The organism is Paraburkholderia metrosideri (assembly GCF_904848625.1).
In the GTDB taxonomy this organism is placed as follows: domain Bacteria; phylum Pseudomonadota; class Gammaproteobacteria; order Burkholderiales; family Burkholderiaceae; genus Paraburkholderia; species Paraburkholderia metrosideri.
In genome coordinates this window covers 17,596-40,830 of the sequence record NZ_CAJHCP010000002.1, presented here as the reverse complement: position 1 = coordinate 40,830, position 23,235 = coordinate 17,596, and the positions used below count along the sequence as shown (strand labels likewise).

Genomic DNA, 23,235 nt, shown 5'->3' with positions numbered 1-23,235 from the left:
TATGCCGCCGCGACGCAATCTGTGGAGCTCTGCCATGACTTCAATTCCCGACCCCGGTCCCCCGTCCGATTCGGCAGAAGCAACCGCCGACCGCGGCAGGGTCCGACGCGGCGACAGTCTCGACGACGCCCCGAGTTCCGAGCGACGGCGCACGATGCTCAAAGCCGCGGTGGCTGGAGGAGCAGGCTTGCTGGCAACGCGGACCACCGCAGTGCGGGCCGCCGCGACATCTTCGGGACAACCCGTCAGTTCCGCTCCCCAGCCGCCCTTCTCGCCGGAGGACAATGCATCGACTGCCGAGGTGATCGTTCAAACGCTGCTGGCGTGGGACGTCGACCACGTCTTCGGGATCGTGGGCGATGGGATCAACCCGATGATCGAAGCATTGCGGCAACATCGGGACAAAATCCGCTTCGTCGGCGTGCGCCATGAGGAAGCGGCAGCATTCATGGCATCGGGATGGGCGAAGGCGACCGGCCGTCTCGGTGTATGTATCGCCACGACCGGTCCCGGTGCGGTGCATCTGATGAACGGGCTTTACGATGCGCATTTTGACGGTGCGCCGGTGCTCGCGATCACGGGCCTCACGTTTCACGATCTCCTGGGTACGCGTTTTCAGCAGGGCGTGGACACGACCGCCTTGATGCAGGACGTCGCGCTGTACAACACGGTCGTGACGGGGCCGCGACATGCGCTCATCGTCACCGACATCGCATGCAGAAGCGCACTTGGTGCGCGCGGCGTCGCGCACCTGACTATCTCGAAAGACGTTCAGGCGATGCGTCTCGCCGATGACAAGGCGTCGATGGAGAACCATGGCTTGCGTACGTCGACTGCGTGGCGCCAGCCCGCGTCCGCGCCATCGGACGCGCAGTTGCGGGCGGCCGCCGATGTCATCAATGCAGGCAGCCGTGTAGCGATTCTTGCCGGACAAGGCGCGCTCGGCGCGACAGAGGAACTGGAGCAGATCGCGAGCCGGCTTAACGCGCCCGTAGCCAAAGCATTGCTAGGCCGAGCCGTGCTGCCCGACGATTCACCGTTTTCAACTGGCGGCATTGGCCACCTTGGCACCGTACCTTCGGAAGAAGCGATGCATCGCTGCGACACCGTCCTTATCTTCGGCTCGACCATGCCGTGGGTCGACTCGTATCCGAAGCCCGGGACTGCCCGCGGCGTTCAGATCGACGTCAAGGCCGAGCGGATCGGCCTGCGTTATCCGGTCGAAGTCGGGCTGGTCGGTGACACGAAGGAAACGCTGCGCGCGCTGCTACCGTTGCTGCATCAGAAGGACGATGCGTTTCTTCACGACATCCAGGCTCAGGTGACGCAATGGAACACACTGCTCGACCGGGTCGCCTCATCGGAGCGCACGCCCATACGGCCGCAACGTGTAATCCGCGCGGTCAGTGACGCACTGGCTCCTGATGCGATTGTCTGTCTCGATTGTGGTGCCAATACGCACTTTGCCGCGCGCTTTCTCACGCTGCGTCGCGAGCAGCAACTGATCGCCACAGGAATGCTCGCGACGATGGCGCCCGGACTACCGTTTGCGATTGCCGCACAACTGGCTAATCCTCGCCGGCAGGTGGTGGCGATCGTCGGTGACGGGGGGCTCGCGATGCTGATGGCCGAACTGTCGACGGCAGTGATGAACCGCTTGCCGATCAAGGTCATCGTGATGCGCAATGACATGCTTGCGGAAGTCGTGTTCGAACAGAAGGAGTTGGGTAACCCGCCTTACGGTTGCGAACTCGGTGGTATCGACTTTGCGCAAGTCGCGGCGGCATGTGGTGCAGCGGGTTCGAATTGTAAAGACCCGCATCTGTTGCGCGCTGCGCTTGCAGCGACGCTTGGTTCGCCAGGCACTGCGCTACTCGAGGTTCACGTCGATCCGGCTGAGCCGATTACAACGCCCGAAAAGCTGAAGGCGTGAAGGATGGAAGAAGGGATGGGATGTCGGCGATTCGCGTGAATGTGTTGCTTGCAGGCACGATCGTTATCGGAGAAATGACGGCCGATCAACATTCAGCACGCCCGCAGCGGCGTCGGCCCGTCTCGTCTTTTCACGTTCATTACCGGCAGGCGTGCGAACGGCACGCGACTTACGACACCACGCGTTCGCCGGAAAAAACGCACAAATACAACCATCAGTCCGCGACCGCGAATCCCTGCAATTGCGACGCTGCCTCGTGAGCCCCGAAGATGGAAATCGACTATCAGCCGATTTTGCTAAGCACCTCAGCAGTTCGCTCATAACGATAGCCAGATTTGTTGGTTTCAGCATGGCCGTCATGTTGATTAAAGTCACCGGATAACACCCTCGGCTTCAACCGGCTAATCACATGCAAACAATCCATCGCAGACTGAAACACACCCTCTTCGCGCTGCTGGCTATGGTCGCTTGCGGCACCAATGTCACCGCTCACGCGCAGGACGACGCCGCTGATAAAAGCGTGCCGTCGCTCAAAGGCAAGCGGATCGGCATTACTGCGGCCGGCACCGATCACTACTGGGATCTGAAGGCGTATCAAGGCGCCGTTGACGAAGTCAAGCGCCTGGGCGGCACGCCGATCGCGCTCGACGCAGGCCGTAACGATAACCGCCAGATTGCGCAAATCCAGACGCTGATCGCACAGAAGCCCGACGCAATCGTCGAACAGCTGGGCACGGCTAGCGTGCTGGAGCCGTGGTTGCAGAAAATCCGCCAGGCCGGCATACCGCTCTTCACGATCGATACCGCTTCGCCGTCGAGTCTGAACGACACCACGTCGGACAATTTCTTTATCGGCGAACAACTGGCGTTGAAGCTCGTCAACGACATTCACGGCGAAGGAAACATCCTGGTCTTCAATGGCTTTTACGGCGTGCCGGTTTGCGCGATCCGCTATGACCAGCTCAAGGCGGTTCTGAAGTACTACCCGAAGGTTCACATCATCGAACCAGAACTGCGCGATGTCATTCCGAACACCGTGCAAAGCGCGTATGCGCAGGTCAGCCAATTGCTCGCGAAATACCCGAAGGGACAGGTTTCAGCGATCTGGGCAGCGTGGGATGTACCGCAAGTGGGCGCGACCCAGGCCGTGGACGCCGCGCATCGCTCGGAAATCAGGACCTATGCGGTAGACGGCAGTCCTGACGTGGTCAACCTGGTCAAGGATCAGAAGTCGAGCGCCGCTGCCGTCGTCGCGCAACAGCCGGCCCTGATCGGCAAGACCGCCGTCGACAACGTCGCGCGTTATCTGGCAGGCCAGAAAGATCTGCCGCCGTACACCTATGTACCGTCCATCCTGGTCACAAAAGACAACGCCGGCTCGATCCAGCAAACTCTCGGACAGGTCGCACAGAATGGCGTGGTCGCCGCGAAATGACGAAGGAACTGCCCGCCTCTGCCTTGGTACTGCGTGATATCGTCAAACAGTTCAACGGCGTGCCTGCGCTTCGCGGTGCGTCGCTGGAGGTAAAGCGCGGCACAGTACACGGTTTGATCGGGCAAAACGGCGCAGGCAAATCGACGCTGATCAAGATTCTCGCGGGCCTCCATGCAGCGGATAGCGGCGCGATTGCGGTAGACGGGGTAGACGTGAGTCTGACCGGCAGCGCATCGCGCGACGCACTCGCGCAGATCGGCTTCATTCATCAGGAGCGTTTGCTGCCCGCCACCTTCACCGTGGCCGAAGCGCTGCTGACCGGTAACGAGCCGACGCTTGGCAGCCACGGCGGGCGCTTTGCACGGCACCGTTCCGCTATCGGTATTCTCGATACGCGCCGGATGCAACATGACGCACGCGCCGCAATCGCTGCGCACTTCAACGTCGATCTTGCGCCCAACCGGTTGATCGCCGAGTTGAGCGTGGCCGAGCAGCAGATCGTGCAGATTACCCGCGCACTGATGCGCGAGCCGCGCATTCTGGTTTTCGACGAGCCCACGGCGGCGCTCGTCAGTCGTGAAGTCGAGCATCTGCTTCAGACCATCGACCGCTTGCGGCAACGCGGCCTGACGATCCTCTACGTCTCCCATCACCTGAATGAGATTGCCGCCATCTGCGATCGTGTCACGGTCTTGCGCGACGGCAAGGATGTCGCTCATGTCGACGCCCGAACGACTTCGACCGAGACGCTGGTCACCGCGATGATTGGCGTCGAAATGGCCAAACGCACCGCACGCCCGGCCCGCACCGCCGGAGCGCCACTGCTGTCGGTCCGTGGGCTTGGCGCAGACAACCGCTTCGAACAGGTGTCCTTCGACCTGCGGCGCGGCGAGATTGTCGGCGTGACCGGCTTACTCGGGTCTGGCGGCAAACAACTCGTGCGCAGTCTGTTCGGACTGGAACGCAACGTACGGGGTGATATCGCCATAGACGGCAAACCGCTTCGTCTGCGAAAACCTGCTGATGCAGTGCGTGCGGGTATCGCCTTCGTTCCGGAGGATCGGCGCGCGCACGGCGTCGCACCGTCGCTGAGTGTGCGCGAAAACATCACGCTGTCGAATCTTGCGCGCTTCAGCCGCTTCGGACTGGTCGCGAAACGCAGCGAACGCGATGCCGTGCGGCAAATGATCGACGCGCTCAACATCCGCACGCCGGGTGCGGACGCGCCAGTGCGCCATCTATCGGGCGGCAACCAGCAGAAAGTCGCCCTGGCGAAATGGTTGATACGGGGATCGAGTCACACCACACCGGTCTATCTGCTCGACGAGCCGACCGTGGGCGTCGACATCGGCGCGAAAACCGAGATATATCGTCTACTCGACCGGCTCGCAGATGAAGGCGCCGCCGTGCTGCTGTTTTCGAGTGACCTGATCGAACTGCTCGAAGTCACGGACCGTGTGCTGGTGATGACGCGCGGACGCATCGTCAAGGAATTGATCTCGCGCGACGCCGACAGTCAGGACGTGCTGGCCTGGGCCACTGGCGCGCGCAACGTTGAAGCGCCTGACATAGCGCGACCCAGCCACCTACCTTTGCATCAGGAGAACGTTGCATGAGCAACGCACTTGGCAGCGCTCGACCACGATCTCGCGTCGGGTTGCCGGCGGGATGGTTCGGTGCGCAGTTCTGGCTTCGCAGTGGCGCCGTGCTGGCCTTCGCGCTGGTGTTTCTGGCATTTGCCGCGAGTTCGCCGCTGTTTCTCACGGTGAGTAATCTGGCGAACGTGCTGCAGCAATCGGTTGTCGTCGGGATTCTTGGCTTTGGCCTGACGGCGGTGCTGATTGGCGGTGGCGCGGATCCGATCAAAGGCGGCCTCGATCTGTCGATTGCGGCAAACATGGGCTGGTGCGCGGCAGTCTACGCAGTGACGTTGCGTGACGGCCTGCCCGAAAGCGTGGCGCTCGCACTCACCGTTGCGGCGGGTGCAGCACTCGGCGCGCTGAATGCGTTTGCCGTGATCGCGTTGGGCATCTTTCCGCTGCTCGCCACGCTGACCACGATGAATATCGCCGCGGGACTGGAACTCGTTCTGACACAGAACACCTCCGTGCCGGTCGCGTCGCCCGTGATGGCTTTCCTGCTGGACAGCGGCCCTTTCAACGTGCCGCATCTCGCCTACGCGCTCGTCGTAGTCGCCGTGCTTTTTACCACGCTGATTCACTACACGCCGTTCGGCCTGCGACTGCGCGCCACCGGCGCGCATCGCGACGCGGCGCGGGCTGCGGGCATTGCCACGCGTGGCTACGTCGCGGCCAGTTACGTGGTCAGCGGCATCGCGGCGGCGCTCGCGGCGCTGGCATCTTCGGCACTCTTGAGCGGCAGTTCGCCCGGCGCGGGCGAAAACCTGCTGGCCGTGATCGCAGCGGCTTTGCTCGGCGTGGTGTTTTCGCGCCGACTCGTACCGACCATTCCCGGCACACTACTCGCCGTGCTTTTTATCGGCATCGTCAACAACGGCTTTCAACTCGACAATGTGTCGAGCTACTGGGTCAACGGCGTCGAGGGCATGCTGATCCTGTTCGTCGTGGCCACCACAGCCGTGATCCGTCGAAGCCACACCGGGAACCATGCGAATGATTGAACGGATTGCGCGCCTGCAACGCTTTGCGCTGATCGCTGCGTTGATCGGGATCGTTGCCTTTTTCGCGGCTTTCGCGCCGGGCTTCGCGCGCGTTGATAACCTCGCCGATGTTTTGCTCAACAACTTCGCGCTACTGGCGATTGCGTCGCTTGGAATGACGCTGGCGTTGTCGATTGGTGCGATTGATCTGTCACTAGGTACCTCGATCGATGTCGCCAGTCTCGTGTTCGTGCTGCTGAGCGCGCATCAGATGAGCCTGCCCGTTGCGCTGCTTGGCGGTCTCGCCGCTGCGTTCGCGGTCGGCGCACTGAACAGCGTGCTAATCGCGAGTCTGGGGATTGCGCCTTTCCTCGCGACGCTCGGCACGCTGTTCATCGGACAGACGGTCCAGCAACTCGCCACCGATGGCGGACAACCGGTCTATCTGCTGAACGTGGCTTTATCGCCGTATTTCAGCGAGCTGGCTCACGGTACGTTGGCCGGGGTTCCCGTGCCGCTATGGGTGGTCGCGTTGTTCGCGATCGTGGTCCACGTGGCGCTGGCCCGCTCCGTGTTCGGTCGGCAGGCAAGCGCGCTCGGCGAGCAGCCTGGCGTTGCACGTTACTCCGGGCTGCCAGTGGGCGCGATCATTTCGTGGACGTTTGTCGCGAGTGCGCTGATCTATGGTGTGGTCGGCGTACTGCTGTCGTCGACGGTGAAAGCGTACGTGCCGCAAGCCGGTAACGGGTATCTGCTGAACGCGATCGGTGCGACCTTTATTGGTACCACGCTGTCTCCCACGCGGCGGCCCGGCGTCATTGGCACGCTGCTAGGGGTGCTGCTGATCAGCCTGGTTGCCAACGGTCTGTTGCTGATCGGGTGGAATTTTTACTGGCAACAGGTCGCCACTGGCGTACTGATCTTCGCAGTGCTCGCGTTGAGCTTCGTCCAGCGCAGTGGGCGGTTCGCGTGAGATGGGACGCTATTCGACCTGAGGTAATGCGGCGCACCCTCCATGCATACGCGAATTGCAGCGTTGACCGGTGCTGACCTACCTGCTCCTCTTCGCCACGAACGCGAACAACCACCAGCCGGCCAGCATGGCGGGCAGAAAATAGAGTGCCTCGGTGTCAGGAGCCGCAAGCAGCGCGATAGCCGGCCCAGGACAGTAGCCCGACAGCCCCCATCCAATGCCAAAAATCGTCGCGCCCGCAATCAGATTGCGATCGATCGGCTTCGTGGTCGGCAAATCGAAAGACTCCGCCAGAAGCGGTGAATGTCGGCGCAAGATATAACGGAACGCGACGGCGCTGACCGCTACCGCCCCGCCCAATACAAACAGCAGACTCGGGTCCCAGGGCCCAGCCACATCCAGAAAGCCCAATACCTTTTGTGGGCGGGTCATTCCCGCTAGTGCAAGCCCGATGCCGAACAGCAATCCGCACGCAAGGCTGGCCAGATATCGCAGCGGCTTCATTGGACCCCCAACACGTGGCGCATGACGTAGGTCGTCGCAATGCCCGCAACGAGAAAAACCCCCGTCGCGACAATAGACCGCCGGGAAAAACGGGCGATGCCACATACGCCGTGTCCGCTGGTACACCCGCGCGCGAGCGCCGTGCCGAAACCGACTGCGAGCCCTCCGGCAACCAGTATGGCAGGCGGGAATCCTGGTCTTACGCGAGGTATTGCGTCACCCTGTCCTGTGCGTGCGGCCACCCAGTAGTAGAGCCATGCACCACCAATCAGGCCAGCCAGAAACAACCCGCGCCACATCAGCCCGCTGCGGTCCAGCGACAGCAGCCCTCGCGCAATGCCGCTGATGCCGGCAATCCGGCCGTTGAGCCAGAGCAGCGCTGAGGCCGAAAGCCCGATCAGCACGCCGCCAGCCAGCGCGCTATAGGGCGAGAAAGATTCCATAGGATGCCTCGGCTGAAAACACGCAACAGCCTATTTTGGCGCAGTTTTCTAACGCGACACGCTGGCATGCCTCACAAATTTTGTTCAGTGCCGAACAGCTGGCCGGGCCGCCCTCTCAATCTTTCCATGTGTCCGGCACATTTTGCGTTAGCGTCGAGACAAAACGCGCGGTGTCGGGCTCGCGAGGCCGGGTGAAAATCTCGCGTGACGGCCCCGCTTCCACCACGACACCGTTGTTGAGAAACACCACGTCTCGCGCGATCAGCGCTGCGAGACGCAGGTCATGAGTTGCCATTAACATGGTCATTCCTTCGACGGCGAGTTGTTTGAGTACTTCGACTACTTCAACCGCCAGCCCCGGATCGAGTGCCGAGGTTGGCTCATCACACAGCAAAACCTCGGGCGACGGCGCTAGCGCCCGTGCGATCGCGACGCGCTGCTGCTGTCCACCAGAAAGCGTCGCGGGCCAAGCGTCGGCCTTATGCGCGATGCCGACCTTCGTCAGCAGTTCGTGCGCGCGATCCCGGGCTCGGGCCTTGTTCCACTTCTGAACGGTAAGCAGTCCCTCCGTGACGTTCTGCATCACCGTCAAATGCGGAAATAACTGAAAATTCTGGAACACCATGCCGGTGCGCCGCCGGATGGCTAGCAGCGCATCGCGCGCTGGTGGCTGGTCGCGGCTGAATTCGAGGCGCTGACCGCCCACTTCGAGGGCTCCCCCGTCGGGAATTTCGAGCAGATTCACGCAACGCAGCAGCGTGCTCTTGCCACTGCCCGATGGGCCAATTAATGCGGTGACGCTGCCGGGTGCAAGCGTCAGATCCACCGAACTCAACACCTGATGCTCGCCGAAAACCTTATCGATTTTTTCCAGTTTGATCATCGGTTGCCTGCGTCAAAAAGGGCATGCCGGCCAAATCGCCGTTCGAGCCGGACCTGTGCCGATGACAACACGGAACTAAAGACGAGGTAGATGAGCGCGGCCTCCGTGTACAGAATCAACGGCTCGTAGGTGACTGAGGCAATGCGTTGCGCCGCCTGAAAGACCTCCGGCACGGTCAGCACGGCGGCGAGCGACGTATCCTTCACAAGCGAGATGAACGAGTTGGACAAAGGCGGCAGCGCGACCCTCGCGGCTTGCGGCAGGATCACACGGCGCAGCGCTTCCGCGCGCGTCATCCCTATTGAATAGGCGGCTTCCCACTGACCTTTCGGAATGGACTCCACCACGCCTCGGATCACTTCCGAGTTGTATGCGCCCACATTAAGCGAGAATCCAATAATGGCCGCCGTCAGCGGATCAAGCACGATCCCCACGTTGGGCAAGCCGTAGAAAATCACGAACAGCTGCACCAGCAACGGGGATCCTCGAATCAGCCACACGTAAAAGCGTACGATGGCCACCAGCCAGCGCGGACCGAACAGGCGTATCAACGCTGCTGCGAACGCCAGTGCCAACCCGAGACTGAATGAAGCCAAAGTGAGCGGCACTGTAAATACAAGCCCCGCATAGAGCAGGGGCCACAGCGACTGTGCCATCAGATGCAACCAGGGCGGCATGATTCAGTTCCGTCCAGCGCTTACTGTGAGACGTCTTTGCCAAAGTACTTCTGCGAGATCTTCTCGTAGGTGCCGTCGGACTTGATATCAGCGAGCGCCTTGTCGATGGCGGCCACCAGTTCGGGACTACCCTTGCGCAGCAGAACCGCCGACTTGTCGCTATCGGCGGAATTGTCGATTGCTACGATTTTTACCCGCGCATCCGGCTTGTGTTTTTTGAAGTCGAGAAACGACAATGAATCGTTGACTGTCGCATCGACACGCCCCGATGTCAGCAGATCGATCGATTCGTTAAAGCCCTGGACGCTGACCACGTCCGCGCCGTGGTCCCTGGCGATCTTGCCGAAATTGCTGGTCAGCGTATTAGCGGATTTTTTGCCTTTCAGGTCGTCGAAAGTCTTGATCGTCGTGTTGTCCGAGCGCACGATCAGCGCCGCGTGCGAAGCAATATAGGGCGTGGAAAAGTCGTATTTCGCTTTGCGCGCGTCTGTCACGGCGACTTCGTTGATCACCGCGTCATAACGATTGACATCGAGACCGGCAATCAGGCCGTCCCACTTGCCCTCGACGAATTCCGGCTTCACGCCGAGACGTCTCGCGATCTCGGTCGCGATCTCGACGTCGAAACCCGTCAGCTTGCCGGATTCGTCGTGGTAAGTAAAAGGTGCGTAAGTACCCTCGGTGCCTACCTTGAATACCCCTGATGTCTTGATCTGGGTGAGCTCGTCTGCCGCAAATGCCGGAGTGACGGCAACGGCCTGCAGCAACGCAAACAACAGGACGGTACGAATCGATTTCATGAGAGTGGGCTCCGCAGAGATAGAGATGAGAACTCGGTTCCCGCCAGCAACTGGATCACCAGCGTGGGCGGACTCTAGCAAAGGCCCCTGACTTCCACAAAGCATCAAGTTATCGATGAATATGCAGCATGGTAATAAGCCTGAATTTCGAAAAATAACCGATACGTTCGCGGAATCTCCAGCCGAATCTGAACGCACAGGCGTCTGCGCGACGCGTCACCCTCCCCCTGCACTCTTCGCGAAATATCGATAGCGCGTGAGCTTATTTGCGCGGCCGCGGAGTCGAGCCCGACGGCCGCCAATCACACTACCGCGTCATTGCCGCACGACACCCGCGCTTGCAAGAATCGCATGCAACAGCACATCGGCACCCGCCGATGCCCACTCCGGTGTGATCGCTTCAGCTTCGTTATGACTCAAGCCGCCGACGCAGGGGATGAAGATCATCCCAGTCGGCGCAACGCGGGCGACATAACACGCGTCATGGCCAGCGCCCGACACAATATCGGCATGACGCAAATCGAGTTGCCGCGCCGCGTGGCGCACGGCGTCGATACATTGCGGCGCAAACGGAACCGGCGCGTAGTTGAAGATCTGTTCGATCTGCGCGGACAATCCCGCTTCGCTCGCGACCCTTGCAAGCTCTGCACGCAATGCCTGATCCATGTCGGCCAGCACCGCGGCATCCGGATGACGGAACTCGACGGTAAAGAAACATTCTCCGGGCACGGTGTTGCGAGAGTTCGGCCGCGCCTCGATCATGCCGACGGTCGCGCGGCAATACGGCGCGTGGCTGCGTCCGGTCTGTTCGACGAAACCGATCATTTTCGCCGCACCCGCCAGCGCATCGTGACGCAGATCCATCGGCGTGGTACCCGCATGCGCGTCGACACCGGTGAGGGTCACCTCGTACCAGCGCTGTCCCTGTCCGGCCGTCACGACGCCAATGGTGTGGCCGCTGCGCTCGAGAATTGCGCCTTGCTCGATATGCAATTCGTACGCGGCATGGATCGGAAAATGCCCGACTTCTTCCGTGCCGTTATAGCCAATCGCTTCAAGCGCCTCGGCGATCGTCGTGCCCGCCGGATCGGATCGCGACAGCCCGTGTTCGAGCGAATAGACACCGGCGAACACACCGGATGCAATCATCGCTGGCGCGAAGCGTGAACCTTCTTCGTTGGTCCAGACCACCACGTCGATTGGACGCTCGGTTTCGATCTGCGCATCGTTGAGCGCGCGCACCACTTCGAGTCCGCCGAGCACGCCGTAGATGCCGTCATAGCGACCGCCGGTCGGTTGCGTATCTGCATGCGAACCGGTCAGCACCGGCGCAGCCTTCACATCGCGCCCGGCGCGCCGCGCGAAGATATTGCCCATTCTGTCGACGCGAATCGCGCAGCCCGCCTCGCGCGCCCACTCGACAAACAGATCGCGCGACTGACGATCCAGTTCGGTCAGCGCCAGCCGGCAAACGCCGCCTTTCGGCGTCGCGCCGATCTGCGCCATCTGCTCCAGCGAAGCCCACAGCCGCTCGCGGTTGGTCCGCAACGATGCGTGTTGGACGGTATTTTCAGCTAACTCACTCATCGCGCGGCCTTTCTCCACCTGCGTTCACCATCTCATAGCGGAAATCGCAACGCGCGCCCCCCTGCATCACGGTCGACGTGCGCGTCAGTTGAATCCGTGGGTCATAACCGGCGATAAACAGGCTGTCGCGTGCACAACTCAACAGGTGGCCGATTTCGCCGAGGCCCATCGCGTGATACATCTGCGCGTAGCTGCAACGCTTGACGTCGTAGTCGTAATGCTGCGAGTCGGCTCGAAGCACGTCGACCTCGAGCGCGTCGTCTTTCTCCCACAGCACCTGCAGTGCGGTGAACGACTCGATTCCCGTACCGTCGGGGTCCGCCGCGGCGAACTGCTGGCCCGCGCGAATCGCTTCGCCCTGCACGGCCTCGGCGATCACTGCCTGGGCTTTTTCGATCCCGTAGTCGCGTTTCAGGATCTCGTAGATCGGCTTGATGATCTCCGCTTCGATGCGCCGCCGCGCGAGAATGCCGAGGCGGTCGTCTGCATCGGTTCCCTGCTCCACATGAATGGGGAATGTTTTTTTCGCTTCGCTCATCGTGCCGCCACGCTGGCGTTGCCACCCAGAATATCGACCACGTCCCAGCTGCCGCCCTTGACCTGATAGATCGTGAACGCGGGGTCCTTCAGATTGCCCTCGCTGTCGAAAGCGATGGTGCCCGTGACGCCTTGCCGGTCGATGGCGTGGATCGCCGCGACCAGTTTCGCCGGATCGGTGGACTGTGTCTGCTGGACCGCTGCGATGATTGTCGCCGCTGCGTCGTACGCGAAAGGTGCGTGCAACTCGATCGGCGCGTGATATTTCGCGCGATATTGCGCGTCGAACGCCTTGCCGCCAGGCATCCGGTCAAGCGGACGACCCGGCTCCAGCGCGGTCACACCATCGCCAGCGTTGCCTGCCAGCTTGAGGAACGTCTGGCTCACAAAGCCGCCGGCCCCCAACAACGGCGCGTTGATCTGGAGTTGCCGCATGCGGCGCGCAATCGGTGCGGCCTGCGCGTCAATGCCGCCAAAGAAAACCAGGTCCGCTTTCTTGCCTTTGATCGCGGTCAGCACGCCGCTGAAGTCGGTGGTCTTGTCATCGACATACTCGCGATCCACGACCGTGCCGCCGTTCGCCTCGACGCCCTTGATGAATTGCGTCGCCAGACCCGAGCCGAACGAGGTCCGGTCGTCCATCACTACGATCCGCTTGGCATGCAGCGTCTTCACTGCATAGGCGCCGGTGTACGCGCCACTGGAATCGTCGTGGCCCATGATCCGGAATGCGTTGCCGAAGTGTTGCTGCGTGTATTGGTGCCCGGTCGACGCAGGTGCGATTTCCGGAACGCCCGCGTCGTGATAGACGCGCGATGCGGCGATGCTGCAGCCGGTGTTCCAGTGTCCGACCACTCCGATCACATGACCATCCACTAGCTGTTGCGCGACCGTCACCGCGGTGCGCGGATCGGATTGGTCATCAGCCGAAGCGAGCTTGTAGAACACCGGCTTGCCGTTGAGCGTCGGATGTTTGGCGTTGGCATCGTCGAGCGCGAGTTGCGCACCGTTCTGCAGATCTTTGCCGATGCGCGCGGACGGACCCGTCAGCGGCGCGGCCAGTCCGATCAGCACGACCTGTTCGCCTGGCGCCTGCGCGGACGCGGCCATCGACAAGGCGAGCAAAGTCAAAGGTAGGACACGGTTGAGTTTTTTCATCTGAGCGGGGATTTCTGGAGTGAATTCGATGAGAAATATTAAACGGTTGGCTCGTCGAATCTAAATATCGAAAAACACTTAGCTTATTCACCTCGCGTTTTGTCCGCAATTTAGCGGGTTTTCTGCTGTTTAAACTGGATTGAATTGTGCGATATAATTTTTTACATGAAAAATATCGAACAATTGAACGACGACCCGCCTTTGCGTGCAGTCCGCGCATTCGAGGCATTCGCGCGACACGGCTCGGTCACTGCGGCCGCGCGCGAACTCGACATCACGCCTTCGGCGGTCAGTCATCAACTGCAGTTACTCGAGTCGTTCGTGCAGACACCGCTGACCTTGCGCGAGGGCCGCTCACTGGTACTCACGGACGAAGGCCGCGACTACTATCGTTCGATCAGCGCGGTTTTTTCGGTGTTACGCAGCGCGACGAGCGTCGTGCGCAGCCGTGCGACGATGCGGCAGGTCACGATCAGTCTGATTCCACTGTTCGGGATTGGATGGTTTATTCCGCGCCTGCAGCGCTTCCTCACACAGAATGTCGATGTCGACGTCAACGTGCTGTATGCGCATCACCGCAACTACCTGAGCGATGCCGCGGACCTGTCGATCCGGTTCGGCGCGGGTAACTGGAGCGGCTATGAGGCGACTCGCCTGTTGTCGGGTGCGGTCGTACCGATGTGCAGCCCCGCGTGGCTGGCGAAGCACGGACCGCTCGATACACCCGAGGCGCTCGCCAATGTCCCGCTGATTCATGATGAAGACCGCAACACGTGGGTGACGTGGATGCAGCAGGCCGGCGTGCGTCAGTTCACGCGAGCTTCGGGCCCGTTATTCGAGGACGGACAACTGACGTTGTCGGCGGCGCAATCGGGTCTGGGCGTCGCGCTGTTGAGAGCGCCGCTTGTCAGAAGAGAGCTGGACTCCGGCGAACTCGTGCAATTGTTCGATGCCGAGTTGGACGACGGGCGCGACTACTATCTGTGCCGACGTGCCGGTGCGGAGTTGCCTGATGGCGCATTGCGTTTGGCAGAATGGATTCTCCGGGCGAGTCGCGCCGAGAATAGTTGACGGACAGGTTATCGCCGGCCGGACAACGCGGATCACCGCAGCGTCTTCATTGTTACTATCGCGAACGGCATCGCGACCATGGCGCATGGCTTCAGAAAAAAATCCCGCCAACCTCGCGGCAGCGGGATTAAACCCCAATCAAAGAGTGTCACGAACGTGACAAGCTAGCGTATCGCGGCGGGTGGCGGGCGCCAACCACCGGATTCAGATATGCATATAGCGTTGTCACCGTCTGATTTCTTCGAAAAGCCGCTATTGCAAGCGTGCATGTAAGACTCAGATCGTGCCGACAAGGTCGAGCAACGGCATTCATGTCTCGGCGCCGCGCGTCCAGCCAGCGCGTAAAACGGGTATCGGTCATGACAGTAGTCGCAGTACGGTTACTACTCCGACGGTCAACCCACCAATCAGCAGGATGCCAGCTACGACACCCAGCACATGGGCAACGAGGGCGCTCTGTGCTGCCAGTGGTAAAGCATCGCAGTGTCCCTCCTGCAACAGGCGTGCGCGAGCTTCGCCGTGCGGCTCGACGCTCATCGAGCGTCGCTTGACGGAAGAGTATCGAGCAGAGGTCTCGCCAGATGCAGCACCTCATATGGTGTGCCGAGATCGCGCTCGCCGGGCCCCGCTTCCGATAAAACAATCCGCGTGATTCGCCAACGCTGCGTTTCCACGGCTATGACAGCGGCGACGGTCTGCGGCACAGCCGAAATACGCCGGTTCCTGTCGATCTCGTTCTCGAATACCGCGGTCAGATCAGCGTCGACGGGAATGCTCAACTCCTCTTCGTAGACAAAGCGCGCATGGCTCGCTCGTCCCCTGCGAGCGTCAAGCGTGACGCGCGTCTGAATCGATGCACGTCCGAATAGATCAGTCACCGTCCGGTAACGCCCGCTCGTCAGAAAATCGCGAAAAGCTGCGTCAGTCTGCCAAAGATATAAAGACGAATAGTTATTCGCGATCGCACCTGAGCGGCCCGCTTCACGTAGCAGAAAGCCTTTGAAATACAACTCGGGGACGTCGTCCCACAAAGGACCTCGCGTCTTTGCACGCTCGCGGATCGCGTCGATGTCGTAGTCAGCGGGTAAGCGGTGGGCATAATGCGCGAGGATCATGGCAGAAGACTCGTCGGTTGGCGTCAGGCAATGCGATGTAGACGACGATAACAACCGTTTGATACTTTGAAAACGCCATGGAAGAATATTTCAATGATGCGAAACTGACATGGTCCCGATATGAAAGCACTCGACGTCGAAGCGGTACAGGCCTTTGTTCTGGTCGCGGATCTCAAGAGTTTCACCCGTGCCGCTGAAGCGCTGGGTTCTACCCAATCGGCAGTGAGCGTGAAGATAAGGCGCCTGGAGAGCAGCCTTGGGCGCCGCTTGCTGGAGCGTACGCCGCGTCTCGTCCGACTGTCAGCACAAGGTTTGCTCTTTCTTGGGGCCGCGCGCTCATTTGTCGCCGCACATCAGGGCGCACTGAATTCTTTCGACGTGCAACAGCGCCGGCTGACGGTAGGCATCAGCCATCACATCGTCGGCACCGAATTGCCAGTGCTATTGAAACGAATGAGCATCGAGGAACCCGAGGTGGTTGTTGAACTGCGGGTGTCCTCATCACGCGCGATCCTCGACGATTTCGATCGCGGCACACTCGACGCGGCGATCACTCTGCGCCACGACCGACACCGCAGTGACGGCGACGTTATCGTCACGGACGCGTTTGGCTGGATGGCGACGCCAGCCTTCGAGCACGATCCCAGCACGCCGCTCCGGTTGGCCACCCAGGCTGAACCATGCAGCGTACGCAGCATGGCACTCGATGCGCTCACGGAAGCCGGCATTATGTGGACCGAGGTATTTGTCGGTGGCGGTGTCGCTACCGTGGGCGCCGCTGTGTCTGCCGGACTCGCTGTGGCCGCGCTCAGCCGGCGTGTGGCGCCGCCCGGCACGATCGACGTTAGCGCGACATTGGGACTGCCGCCTCTGCCGGAGCGCGACGTCGTGCTGCATTCGAACCTGGCCGACCAGCAGGCGCGTCGCTCGCTGCGCACGCTCTCGGATGCGATCCGGTCCACTGCTGGCTGAGCGCGCTGCACCGCTTGGGTTGGCGAGAGCGCGGGGTCGGTTTGCCGCAATCATGTGCACGATCGGATGCACTTCACTCCAACGCTGCTGCTTACAACCGCGATCAGCCGCCACCCTCGCCCGCGGCAAAAAATTCGCTGACCCGCTTGCTTGCCGCTTCCCACAAAGCCGGTGAGCCGCGCTCGATGACCGGGCCGTACCGTTCCATCACCTGCTGTTGTGTGACGCCGTTCTCGGTCCATGTACCACCATTCGCTAACGTATTGATCAACAGTGGCTGCAATCGATCGAGGGCTTTTGCAAAGACCGCTTCAGGCGTCTGCGCGTCCTCAAACTCACGCCAGAGTTCGAGCATTTCGCGCCCCTGCTGTTCGGGCAATAAGCCGAAGATCCGTTCGGCGGCACGTTGTTCAGCCTCTGCGATCTGCGTATCGGGGCCACCGGTCGCATGTATCGGATGATCGCCGGCGTCGATCTCGACGATGTCGTGAACCAGCAGAAGTTTGACGACGTGGAGAGGGTTCACTGCATCCTTGGCGTGAGTTGCGAGGACCAGTGCAAACATACTCAGGTGCCACGAGTGTTCCGCCGAGTTTTCTTTCCGGCTCTGATTGATCAATGGAGATTGCCGCACAATCGACTTCAGTCGATCCAGTTCCACGAGAAAGGCAAGCTGCTGTGTGAGTTGATCAGTGGGCAAACAGGTCATGGGTTGCGTTCCTTTTCGTTTCGGGCTGTTCCGGTTCCAGGCGTGAGCCTCCGTCGCGGATGTTAGCAAAGGTTCAAATGCGCGCATTGCGAATGTGACAGGTTTTGCAGTTGTCGTTCCGCAAGCACCTGCTATTCTCGGGCGACAGCGTTTCTTTGGCACTCCAACGCGTGTCAATTCGCAACGGAGACGGATATGCCTCTGCTGGCAGCGATTCGATCGTTTTCAGGGCGCCGATCCGGCAACCGTACGTTCGTGTTCGTGTGGCGTGGCGTGATCGCGCAGTTCGGCGCAACCCACGGCAAGATTGACCGGCACGCTTTTTCAATCCGCGCGAACCGTCCGCAGGCGAAAGGTATTCATGCGATGCCATCCTCCATGGTCGATGTCATGCTGCACTCGCCGCTTGCGCATTAAACGCAACGGGTCGCTCGTGGCCCATGTTCTCCGCGTATCGCGAAAGCTGGGCAGGTGTGTCCGTCCCGCGCTAGTGGCTTCATGCGTGTGCGCGGCCGTCCACGCTCCGTCCGCATGCGCGCAGGCATGGCGGGACGTTGCGCCGCCGTCCGCGCCGCGAACGGCACCGCCCCCTTCGAATCAACCGCCTACAGAAGCGCCGGATCAATCCACACAGATTGCCGTGGGCTCGCTGGCAGGACTGGTCTTCGAAGCAGCGGGGTCAGCGGGGTCAGCGGGGTCAGCGGCATCTGCGCCAACAGTATCGTCACCACAACAGCGCGTGTCCGCCAAAGGCTTGCCGGTACTCGACGCAGCCTTTCTGCAAACGTTCGAGCGCGACCTGGACAAGCCGCTGACCTTCGGCCGCCTCGCCGACATTCGGCGCGCGGTAGTCGCACGCTATCGTGCAGCGGGCAAACCGCTCGTCGACGTGTACGTTCCCGAGCAGGATGTCAGCGCCGGTGTCGTGCACATCGCCGTCGCCGAATTTCAGTTGGGCAAGGTCCGCGCCAGCGGCAACCGCTACTTTTCGGACCAACTTCTCACGAGCGAAATGCCGCTCGAAGCCGGCGCACCGATTCCGCAATCCGCGATATCGTCGGGATTGGCCGTGCTCAACGCCAACCCTTACCGGCACGTCGACGTCGTGTTTGCGCCCGGTGACGCCGCAAACTCCACCGACGTCGTCCTGCAAACGGAGGACCGTCTGCCGCTACGCGTGAATGCGGGCTACGACAACGCAGGTGTGCCCGAGCTCGGCCGCGATCGCTTCTTTGCGGGCATCGACTACGGCAATCTGTTCGGACTCGATCAGCACATCGCCTATCAATTCACTGCCAGCAACGATTTTTTTAGCGGCAACCCGGATATCGAAGGCCGTCCGGATCGCGCGCGCTTCACCGCGCACGCACTCAACTACATCGCGCCGCTGCCGTGGGGCGACAGCATCGAACTGTTTGGGGTGTACGCGCAAAGCACGCCAAGGTTGCCCGACAGTTACGGACAGACGGGCATTTCCGCGCAATTCAGTTTCCGCTATGACTGGCGTCTGCCGACTACCACCGATGTCCAGCAGGTGCTCCAGTTGGGTTATGACTTCAAGCGTAGCAACAACGACCTGGAGTTCGGCGGCTCGCAGGTATTCGGCTCCAACACCCATATCCATCAATTCCTGTGGATCTACACCCTCAGCAAGCCCACCGACGCGGGAACCGCGAACGCGTCGGCCACCCTCGTGGCGAGTCCTGGCGGACTGGACAATCCCAACAATGACGAGGCTTTCACTGCATCGCGAGCGGGCGCGACAGCCCGTTACGTCTACCTGCAACTGGCGGCGCTGCGCGCCTTCTCGCTCGGCGGGGGCTTCACGCTGAGTGCGCGCGGCACGTTTCAATGGACGCCCAATACCTTATTGCCCAGTGAAGAAATGGGCCTCGGCGGAGAATCCAGCGTGCGCGGCTATGCGCCGTATGTGGTGCTAGGGGATCGCGGCTGGAACCTGCAGACGGAGTTGCGCGCGCCAGGCTTACCGTTCGGCGCGAGCAGTGCGATGACGCAGCCCTTTGTGTTCTTCGATGCAGGACACGTGTGGAACCGGATCGATCAGCCTGCCGAAATCAGCAACGGGTCGCTTGTCAGCGTCGGTGTGGGGGTGCGCTTTCAATGGTCGCGGTTCGTCGATTTTCGCTGCACCTACGGCGTGCCGTTGCGAGCGCCGACGCCGGGTGGCTCGAAAGCACCAATGGTGCTGCTGTATGTTTCGATCGGCAGCTAAAAGCACTGCAACAAGCGCGGCAAAAACCGCGTACGGGTTCCTGATAATGCGACAACGCCTGGCCCAAAATGATGGGGTTATCAGCGTTTGCCAGGCACGCGCGTCTGGTAAGCTGAATGGCCTGATACCCATCGACCCTCGCATGACTTTCTGAAGTCGGTGGCTTGCCATCCAGCACGGGTGGCGCCGTCAAGACAAGGAGGCATGTATGTCTTGTCAGTCATCCTACCGATCCCTCCCCGATACTCCAATCGAACGTAGCCGCAGCGCAAAACGTTTGATGTTCATCAGTTTGTCATTGGCCGGCCTGATGCCCGCATCCGCCGCTTTCGCGAGCGGCGTTCTGCCGCAAGGCGGCCAATACGTCAGCGGTCAGGGTTCTATCGCAGCCAGCGGCAATCACGTCGTCGTGACGCAGCCCGGCTCGACGCGCGGCGTAATCGATTGGCGCAGTTTTTCTATCGGCAATTACAACACCGTCACGTTCAACAACGGGTCGGGCGCAACGCTCAACCGTGTGACGGGCAACTCGCGTTCGGCCATTCTGGGCCGGCTTGACGCGACCGGCACCGTCTATCTGATCAACCCGCAGGGCATCGTCGTGGGACCGTCCGGCATCATCAACACCGGGGGACGTTTCGTCGCTTCCACACTCGACGTCTGTAATTGCGCGTTCATGAACGGCGACACGCTCACGCTGTCCGGTCAATCTGATGCGTCCGTGGTCAACCTTGGAAAGATCAGTTCCAGCGGCGGCGATGTGTTCCTCGTTGCACGACGCGCGGTCGTCAATACCGGCACAGTGAGCGCACCGAACGGCACAGCGGAATTTGCGGTGGGCCAACAGGTGTTGCTGCAGGATTCGGCGAGTAGTCAGCAGGTATTCGTGCAGACGGGCAGCAAAGGCAGCATCGTCGATACGGGGACGGTGCGCGCCGCGCAGATCAATCTCGAAGCGGCCGATGGCAATATCTATGCGCTGGCGGGTGGCGGCTCACGGCTGCGCGCGACCGGCACAGCGACTCGCGACGGCCACGTCTGGCTCGTCGCAAACAGCGGCCTCGTCCAGCAACGCGGCGAGATCGTCGCGAGCGACGCGAACGGCAGCGGCGGCACGGTCGACATGCAGGCGGCGCGCCTCGCGTTCGGCGATCGCGCCGTCGTCAGGGCAGGCGCATGGAATCTGTCGACGCCGGCTTTCACCATCGACCGCTCTGCCGCGGGCGCGTTGCAACGCAGCCTGAACGCAGGCACGTCCGTCGATGTGACGACCACCGGTGCGAACGGTGCAACGGGTAACCTCCAGGTTGCTTCCGATCTGCGCTGGAGCGGAGCGGGATCGCTCACGCTCGCGGCGTACCATGATGTCGCCGTCGCAAATGGAGCGACGATCGCGAACAAGGGCACCGGCAATCTGACGATGCGTGCAGACGCGACGGCCATCGACAACGGCAGCAGCGTCGTGAACAACGGCGCGATCGACTGGTCTTCGAGCACCGGCGGCGTGAGCGCGTTCTACGACATGAACGGCACATACACCGCCGGCACTCAACTGGCGAATCCTGGATGGGCGCCGGGCCCGTATAGCGGGCTCGTCACTCAGATTACTGCTTACAAGCTGGTCAATTCGTTTGCCGACCTGAAGAACGTGTCGCAGGATCTTGCCGGCAACTATGCGCTCGGCACGAACATCGACGCGAGCGCGAGCAGCGATGGGTCTTACATGCCACTCGGCAACGCCGCGACTCCGTTCACCGGACAGTTCGACGGTCAGGGCCATGCAATCAGTTCACTGACGCTGGAGGCATGGTCGCCGCCGAGCCCCTACGACCCGCAATTGATCGGCATGTTCGGCAGCATTGGCAGCAAGGGGGTCGTGCGCGATCTGAGCGTCAACGGTACTGGGGCCGACAATGATCAAAACCCGCTGTCTCACGGTTTGTATGCTGACATGGGCATGCTGGCCGGGACCAACGGTGGCACGATAGTTCGCGTCAATGTGTCGGGCACGCTGAGCGGTGGCAATTTTTATACCGTGGATGATGGCGTCGCCGGCGGTCTGGTGGGCGACAACAGCGGAACGATCGTGCGCTCGTCGAGCAGCGTCGCCGCCACGACCGGGGGCGCGTTGGGTGGCCTGGCGGGCGCCAATGAAGGGAGTATCTCGCAGTCGTTCGCCACGGGCGCACTGGTATCGGCGGGCTATACCAACGAAGGCGCGGGTGGCCTCGTCGGCATCAACTTCGGCTCGGTGACGCAATCGTATGCGACCGGGTCGACGACGCTCGAGGGTTATTGCCGCGGCGCGGCCGGTACGCCGTGCGGCGGTGCGGCGCTGGTCGCCATCAACAATGGAACCATCAGTCAGTCCTTCGGCACGGGTCTGGTCACGCAACCGTTCTATGAGCCGATAGGCGTCTCGAGAACCAACACCGGCACCATCGCGAGTGACGTCTATTGGAACCGGGACACGACCGGCGCCACGGTGGGCGTCGTGTACGGCACGACGATTCCCGACACGAATGGCCTCACCAGCGCCCAGATGAGCACGCCGTCTTCGTTCCAGGGGTATGACTTCAGCACCACGGGCGCGTGGGCCATGCCTGCGGGCGCTACGCATCCGGTTTTGAGGTGGCAGTTGACGCAGTGAACGCCGTTTGGGGCGGCGTATCGGGTTATCGGCCACGACCACAGGGTCAATAGTGTGACGACTCGTTGCTGGCGAGGCGAGGCCGCGGCGGTCGCGCTGCTAGTCGTAACGTGCCAGATGGCGGACATCTACCGGCGAGGCCGCGCCTGTCACCGGTGGGACAACCCACTTGCGTTGTGCTGCGCAATCACCGGCACGTAACCGCGCAGGTAACCAGCCCCACCGCCCCCGCAATGCCAATCCCGACACCCAGCCCAAGCGTTTCAAGCGACGTCGCACAACCTTGCAAACTGCAAACACAAGCCAGCGTAATAGCCAGTAAGCCGTGTCGTGTGCGATTGCGCATTACCGTGCGGGGTCGGCTGTCGTGGATCATTTTTTTTGTCCTCCTTCCTGAGCGTTCTATATGTTCGGGGCCACGCAAAATTGCTGGAGCGAGTGTAGCCAGCACGCCCATACCCAGAACGAACGAATACCGGGGCAAAAAACGGAGCCGCTTACAAAACGTTCTCCGGTGTATCCATCTGTCGATCGATCAAGCAGTTCAACGCGGCCAGCTTTTTATCCCCAATGCCGGTTCTCCCACATACTCGAGGCTTACATCTTGTCATCCTGATCTCTCAGACGTACGAGGGGAGATCGCCATGTCGGTTTATGTCGATGAAGGATTCCGGCCCTGTGTTACCGAATGCAAAACAGTCGCGTTCCGCGTGTGCTGCGATGATCGTGCACAGATTTTCGAGGTCAGCGCCGAGGCGCTGATGACATTCTGCGGAGCGGCGAGCCAGCGCAAGCAGGATCTGCTGGTTGCTTTTGAAGACGCGCAACAGGAGATCCTGACGGTGGCCGCGCAAAAATGGACGTTCAGACCGACTGAGGCAGTCAGGCTCGGGATGGACGAGTTCCGAATGGTCAGACATTAGCTATGCCAGAAT

At 61.2% G+C, this 23,235-nt stretch carries 21 protein-coding genes; 11 read left to right on the top strand and 10 right to left on the bottom strand.

All coding sequences use genetic code 11. The features are described 5' to 3' along the window. Positions 1-34: 34 nt before the first annotated feature. From LMG28727_RS03140 to LMG28727_RS03120, 5 genes are all read left to right on the top strand, one after another. Complete coding sequence (locus LMG28727_RS03140; RefSeq protein ID WP_201640863.1) at positions 35-1,933, top strand: thiamine pyrophosphate-binding protein; 1,899 nt, start codon at positions 35-37, stop codon at positions 1,931-1,933. 460 nt (positions 1,934-2,393) lie between these two features. Then, positions 2,394-3,368, top strand: coding sequence for a sugar ABC transporter substrate-binding protein (locus LMG28727_RS03135; protein ID WP_236591618.1), 975 nt, complete (start codon positions 2,394-2,396; stop codon positions 3,366-3,368). Next, complete coding sequence (locus LMG28727_RS03130) at positions 3,365-4,984, top strand: sugar ABC transporter ATP-binding protein (protein WP_201640861.1); 1,620 nt, start codon at positions 3,365-3,367, stop codon at positions 4,982-4,984. The genes LMG28727_RS03135 and LMG28727_RS03130 overlap by 4 nt, the downstream gene beginning before the upstream one ends. After that, a complete protein-coding gene (locus LMG28727_RS03125) occupies positions 4,981-6,009 on the top strand; it encodes an ABC transporter permease (protein ID WP_201640860.1) in 1,029 nt (342 codons plus the stop codon). Before LMG28727_RS03130 ends, LMG28727_RS03125 begins: the two co-directional genes overlap by 4 nt. Next, positions 6,002-6,961, top strand: a complete 960-nt coding sequence (locus tag LMG28727_RS03120; RefSeq protein ID WP_201640859.1) for an ABC transporter permease — start codon at positions 6,002-6,004, stop codon at positions 6,959-6,961. Before LMG28727_RS03125 ends, LMG28727_RS03120 begins: the two co-directional genes overlap by 8 nt. Positions 6,962-7,039: 78 nt before the next feature. Here LMG28727_RS03120 and LMG28727_RS03115 read toward each other — a convergent pair whose 3' ends face one another. The 8 genes from LMG28727_RS03115 to LMG28727_RS03080 all read right to left on the bottom strand — a co-directional run bounded on the left by LMG28727_RS03115 (position 7,040) and on the right by LMG28727_RS03080 (position 13,502). Then, on the bottom strand, positions 7,040-7,465 hold the full coding sequence (locus LMG28727_RS03115) for a DUF6691 family protein (protein ID WP_201640858.1): 426 nt from the start codon (positions 7,463-7,465) through the stop codon (positions 7,040-7,042). Next, the gene (locus tag LMG28727_RS03110) at positions 7,462-7,908 is read right to left on the bottom strand and encodes a YeeE/YedE family protein (protein WP_201640857.1); all 447 of its coding nucleotides are present in this window, start codon (positions 7,906-7,908) and stop codon (positions 7,462-7,464) included. Before LMG28727_RS03110 ends, LMG28727_RS03115 begins: the two co-directional genes overlap by 4 nt. Before the next feature lie 115 nt (positions 7,909-8,023). Then, entirely contained in the window at positions 8,024-8,791 is a 768-nt protein-coding gene (locus LMG28727_RS03105) for an amino acid ABC transporter ATP-binding protein (RefSeq protein ID WP_201640856.1), read from the bottom strand. Continuing rightward, entirely contained in the window at positions 8,788-9,468 is a 681-nt protein-coding gene (locus LMG28727_RS03100; protein ID WP_201640855.1) for an amino acid ABC transporter permease, read from the bottom strand. Before LMG28727_RS03100 ends, LMG28727_RS03105 begins: the two co-directional genes overlap by 4 nt. A gap of 20 nt (positions 9,469-9,488) precedes the next feature. Then, positions 9,489-10,268: an amino acid ABC transporter substrate-binding protein gene (locus LMG28727_RS03095; protein WP_201640854.1), complete on the bottom strand. Its 780-nt coding sequence runs from the start codon at positions 10,266-10,268 to the stop codon at positions 9,489-9,491. A 315-nt stretch (positions 10,269-10,583) separates the two neighbouring features. Next, positions 10,584-11,855, bottom strand: a complete 1,272-nt coding sequence (locus tag LMG28727_RS03090) for a Zn-dependent hydrolase (RefSeq protein ID WP_201640853.1) — start codon at positions 11,853-11,855, stop codon at positions 10,584-10,586. Then, positions 11,848-12,393 carry an L-2-amino-thiazoline-4-carboxylic acid hydrolase gene (locus tag LMG28727_RS03085; protein ID WP_201640852.1) on the bottom strand — a complete coding sequence of 182 codons (546 nt, stop codon included), beginning with the start codon at positions 12,391-12,393 and terminating at the stop codon, positions 11,848-11,850. Before LMG28727_RS03085 ends, LMG28727_RS03090 begins: the two co-directional genes overlap by 8 nt. Continuing rightward, entirely contained in the window at positions 12,390-13,502 is a 1,113-nt protein-coding gene (locus LMG28727_RS03080; RefSeq protein WP_236591617.1) for a branched-chain amino acid ABC transporter substrate-binding protein, read from the bottom strand. The genes LMG28727_RS03085 and LMG28727_RS03080 overlap by 4 nt, the downstream gene beginning before the upstream one ends. 213 nt (positions 13,503-13,715) lie before the next feature. Between LMG28727_RS03080 and LMG28727_RS03075 the strand changes: the two genes are divergently transcribed. Continuing rightward, positions 13,716-14,621 carry a LysR substrate-binding domain-containing protein gene (locus tag LMG28727_RS03075; protein WP_201640850.1) on the top strand — a complete coding sequence of 302 codons (906 nt, stop codon included), beginning with the start codon at positions 13,716-13,718 and terminating at the stop codon, positions 14,619-14,621. A gap of 533 nt (positions 14,622-15,154) precedes the next feature. Here LMG28727_RS03075 and LMG28727_RS03070 read toward each other — a convergent pair. Further along, a complete protein-coding gene (locus LMG28727_RS03070; protein ID WP_201640849.1) occupies positions 15,155-15,736 on the bottom strand; it encodes a DUF4865 family protein in 582 nt (193 codons plus the stop codon). A gap of 120 nt (positions 15,737-15,856) precedes the next feature. Between LMG28727_RS03070 and LMG28727_RS03065 the strand changes: the two genes are divergently transcribed. After that, positions 15,857-16,708: a LysR family transcriptional regulator gene (locus LMG28727_RS03065; protein WP_201640848.1), complete on the top strand. Its 852-nt coding sequence runs from the start codon at positions 15,857-15,859 to the stop codon at positions 16,706-16,708. Between the two features lie 103 nt (positions 16,709-16,811). Here LMG28727_RS03065 and LMG28727_RS03060 read toward each other — a convergent pair whose 3' ends face one another. Continuing rightward, the gene (locus tag LMG28727_RS03060; RefSeq protein WP_201640847.1) at positions 16,812-17,417 is read right to left on the bottom strand and encodes an HD domain-containing protein; all 606 of its coding nucleotides are present in this window, start codon (positions 17,415-17,417) and stop codon (positions 16,812-16,814) included. A 195-nt stretch (positions 17,418-17,612) separates the two neighbouring features. Here LMG28727_RS03060 and LMG28727_RS03055 point away from each other — a divergent pair, with 195 nt between their 5' ends. The 4 genes from LMG28727_RS03055 to LMG28727_RS03040 all read left to right on the top strand — a co-directional run bounded on the left by LMG28727_RS03055 (position 17,613) and on the right by LMG28727_RS03040 (position 23,223). Then, a complete protein-coding gene (locus tag LMG28727_RS03055) occupies positions 17,613-17,834 on the top strand; it encodes a hypothetical protein (RefSeq protein ID WP_201640846.1) in 222 nt (73 codons plus the stop codon). Continuing rightward, positions 17,803-19,650: a ShlB/FhaC/HecB family hemolysin secretion/activation protein gene (locus tag LMG28727_RS03050; RefSeq protein ID WP_201640845.1), complete on the top strand. Its 1,848-nt coding sequence runs from the start codon at positions 17,803-17,805 to the stop codon at positions 19,648-19,650. The genes LMG28727_RS03055 and LMG28727_RS03050 overlap by 32 nt, the downstream gene beginning before the upstream one ends. A gap of 280 nt (positions 19,651-19,930) precedes the next feature. Further along, positions 19,931-22,300, top strand: coding sequence for a two-partner secretion domain-containing protein (locus LMG28727_RS03045; RefSeq protein WP_236591575.1), 2,370 nt, complete (start codon positions 19,931-19,933; stop codon positions 22,298-22,300). A 644-nt stretch (positions 22,301-22,944) separates the two neighbouring features. Beyond that, positions 22,945-23,223: a DUF1488 family protein gene (locus LMG28727_RS03040; RefSeq protein ID WP_201640843.1), complete on the top strand. Its 279-nt coding sequence runs from the start codon at positions 22,945-22,947 to the stop codon at positions 23,221-23,223. Positions 23,224-23,235: the final 12 nt, after the last annotated feature.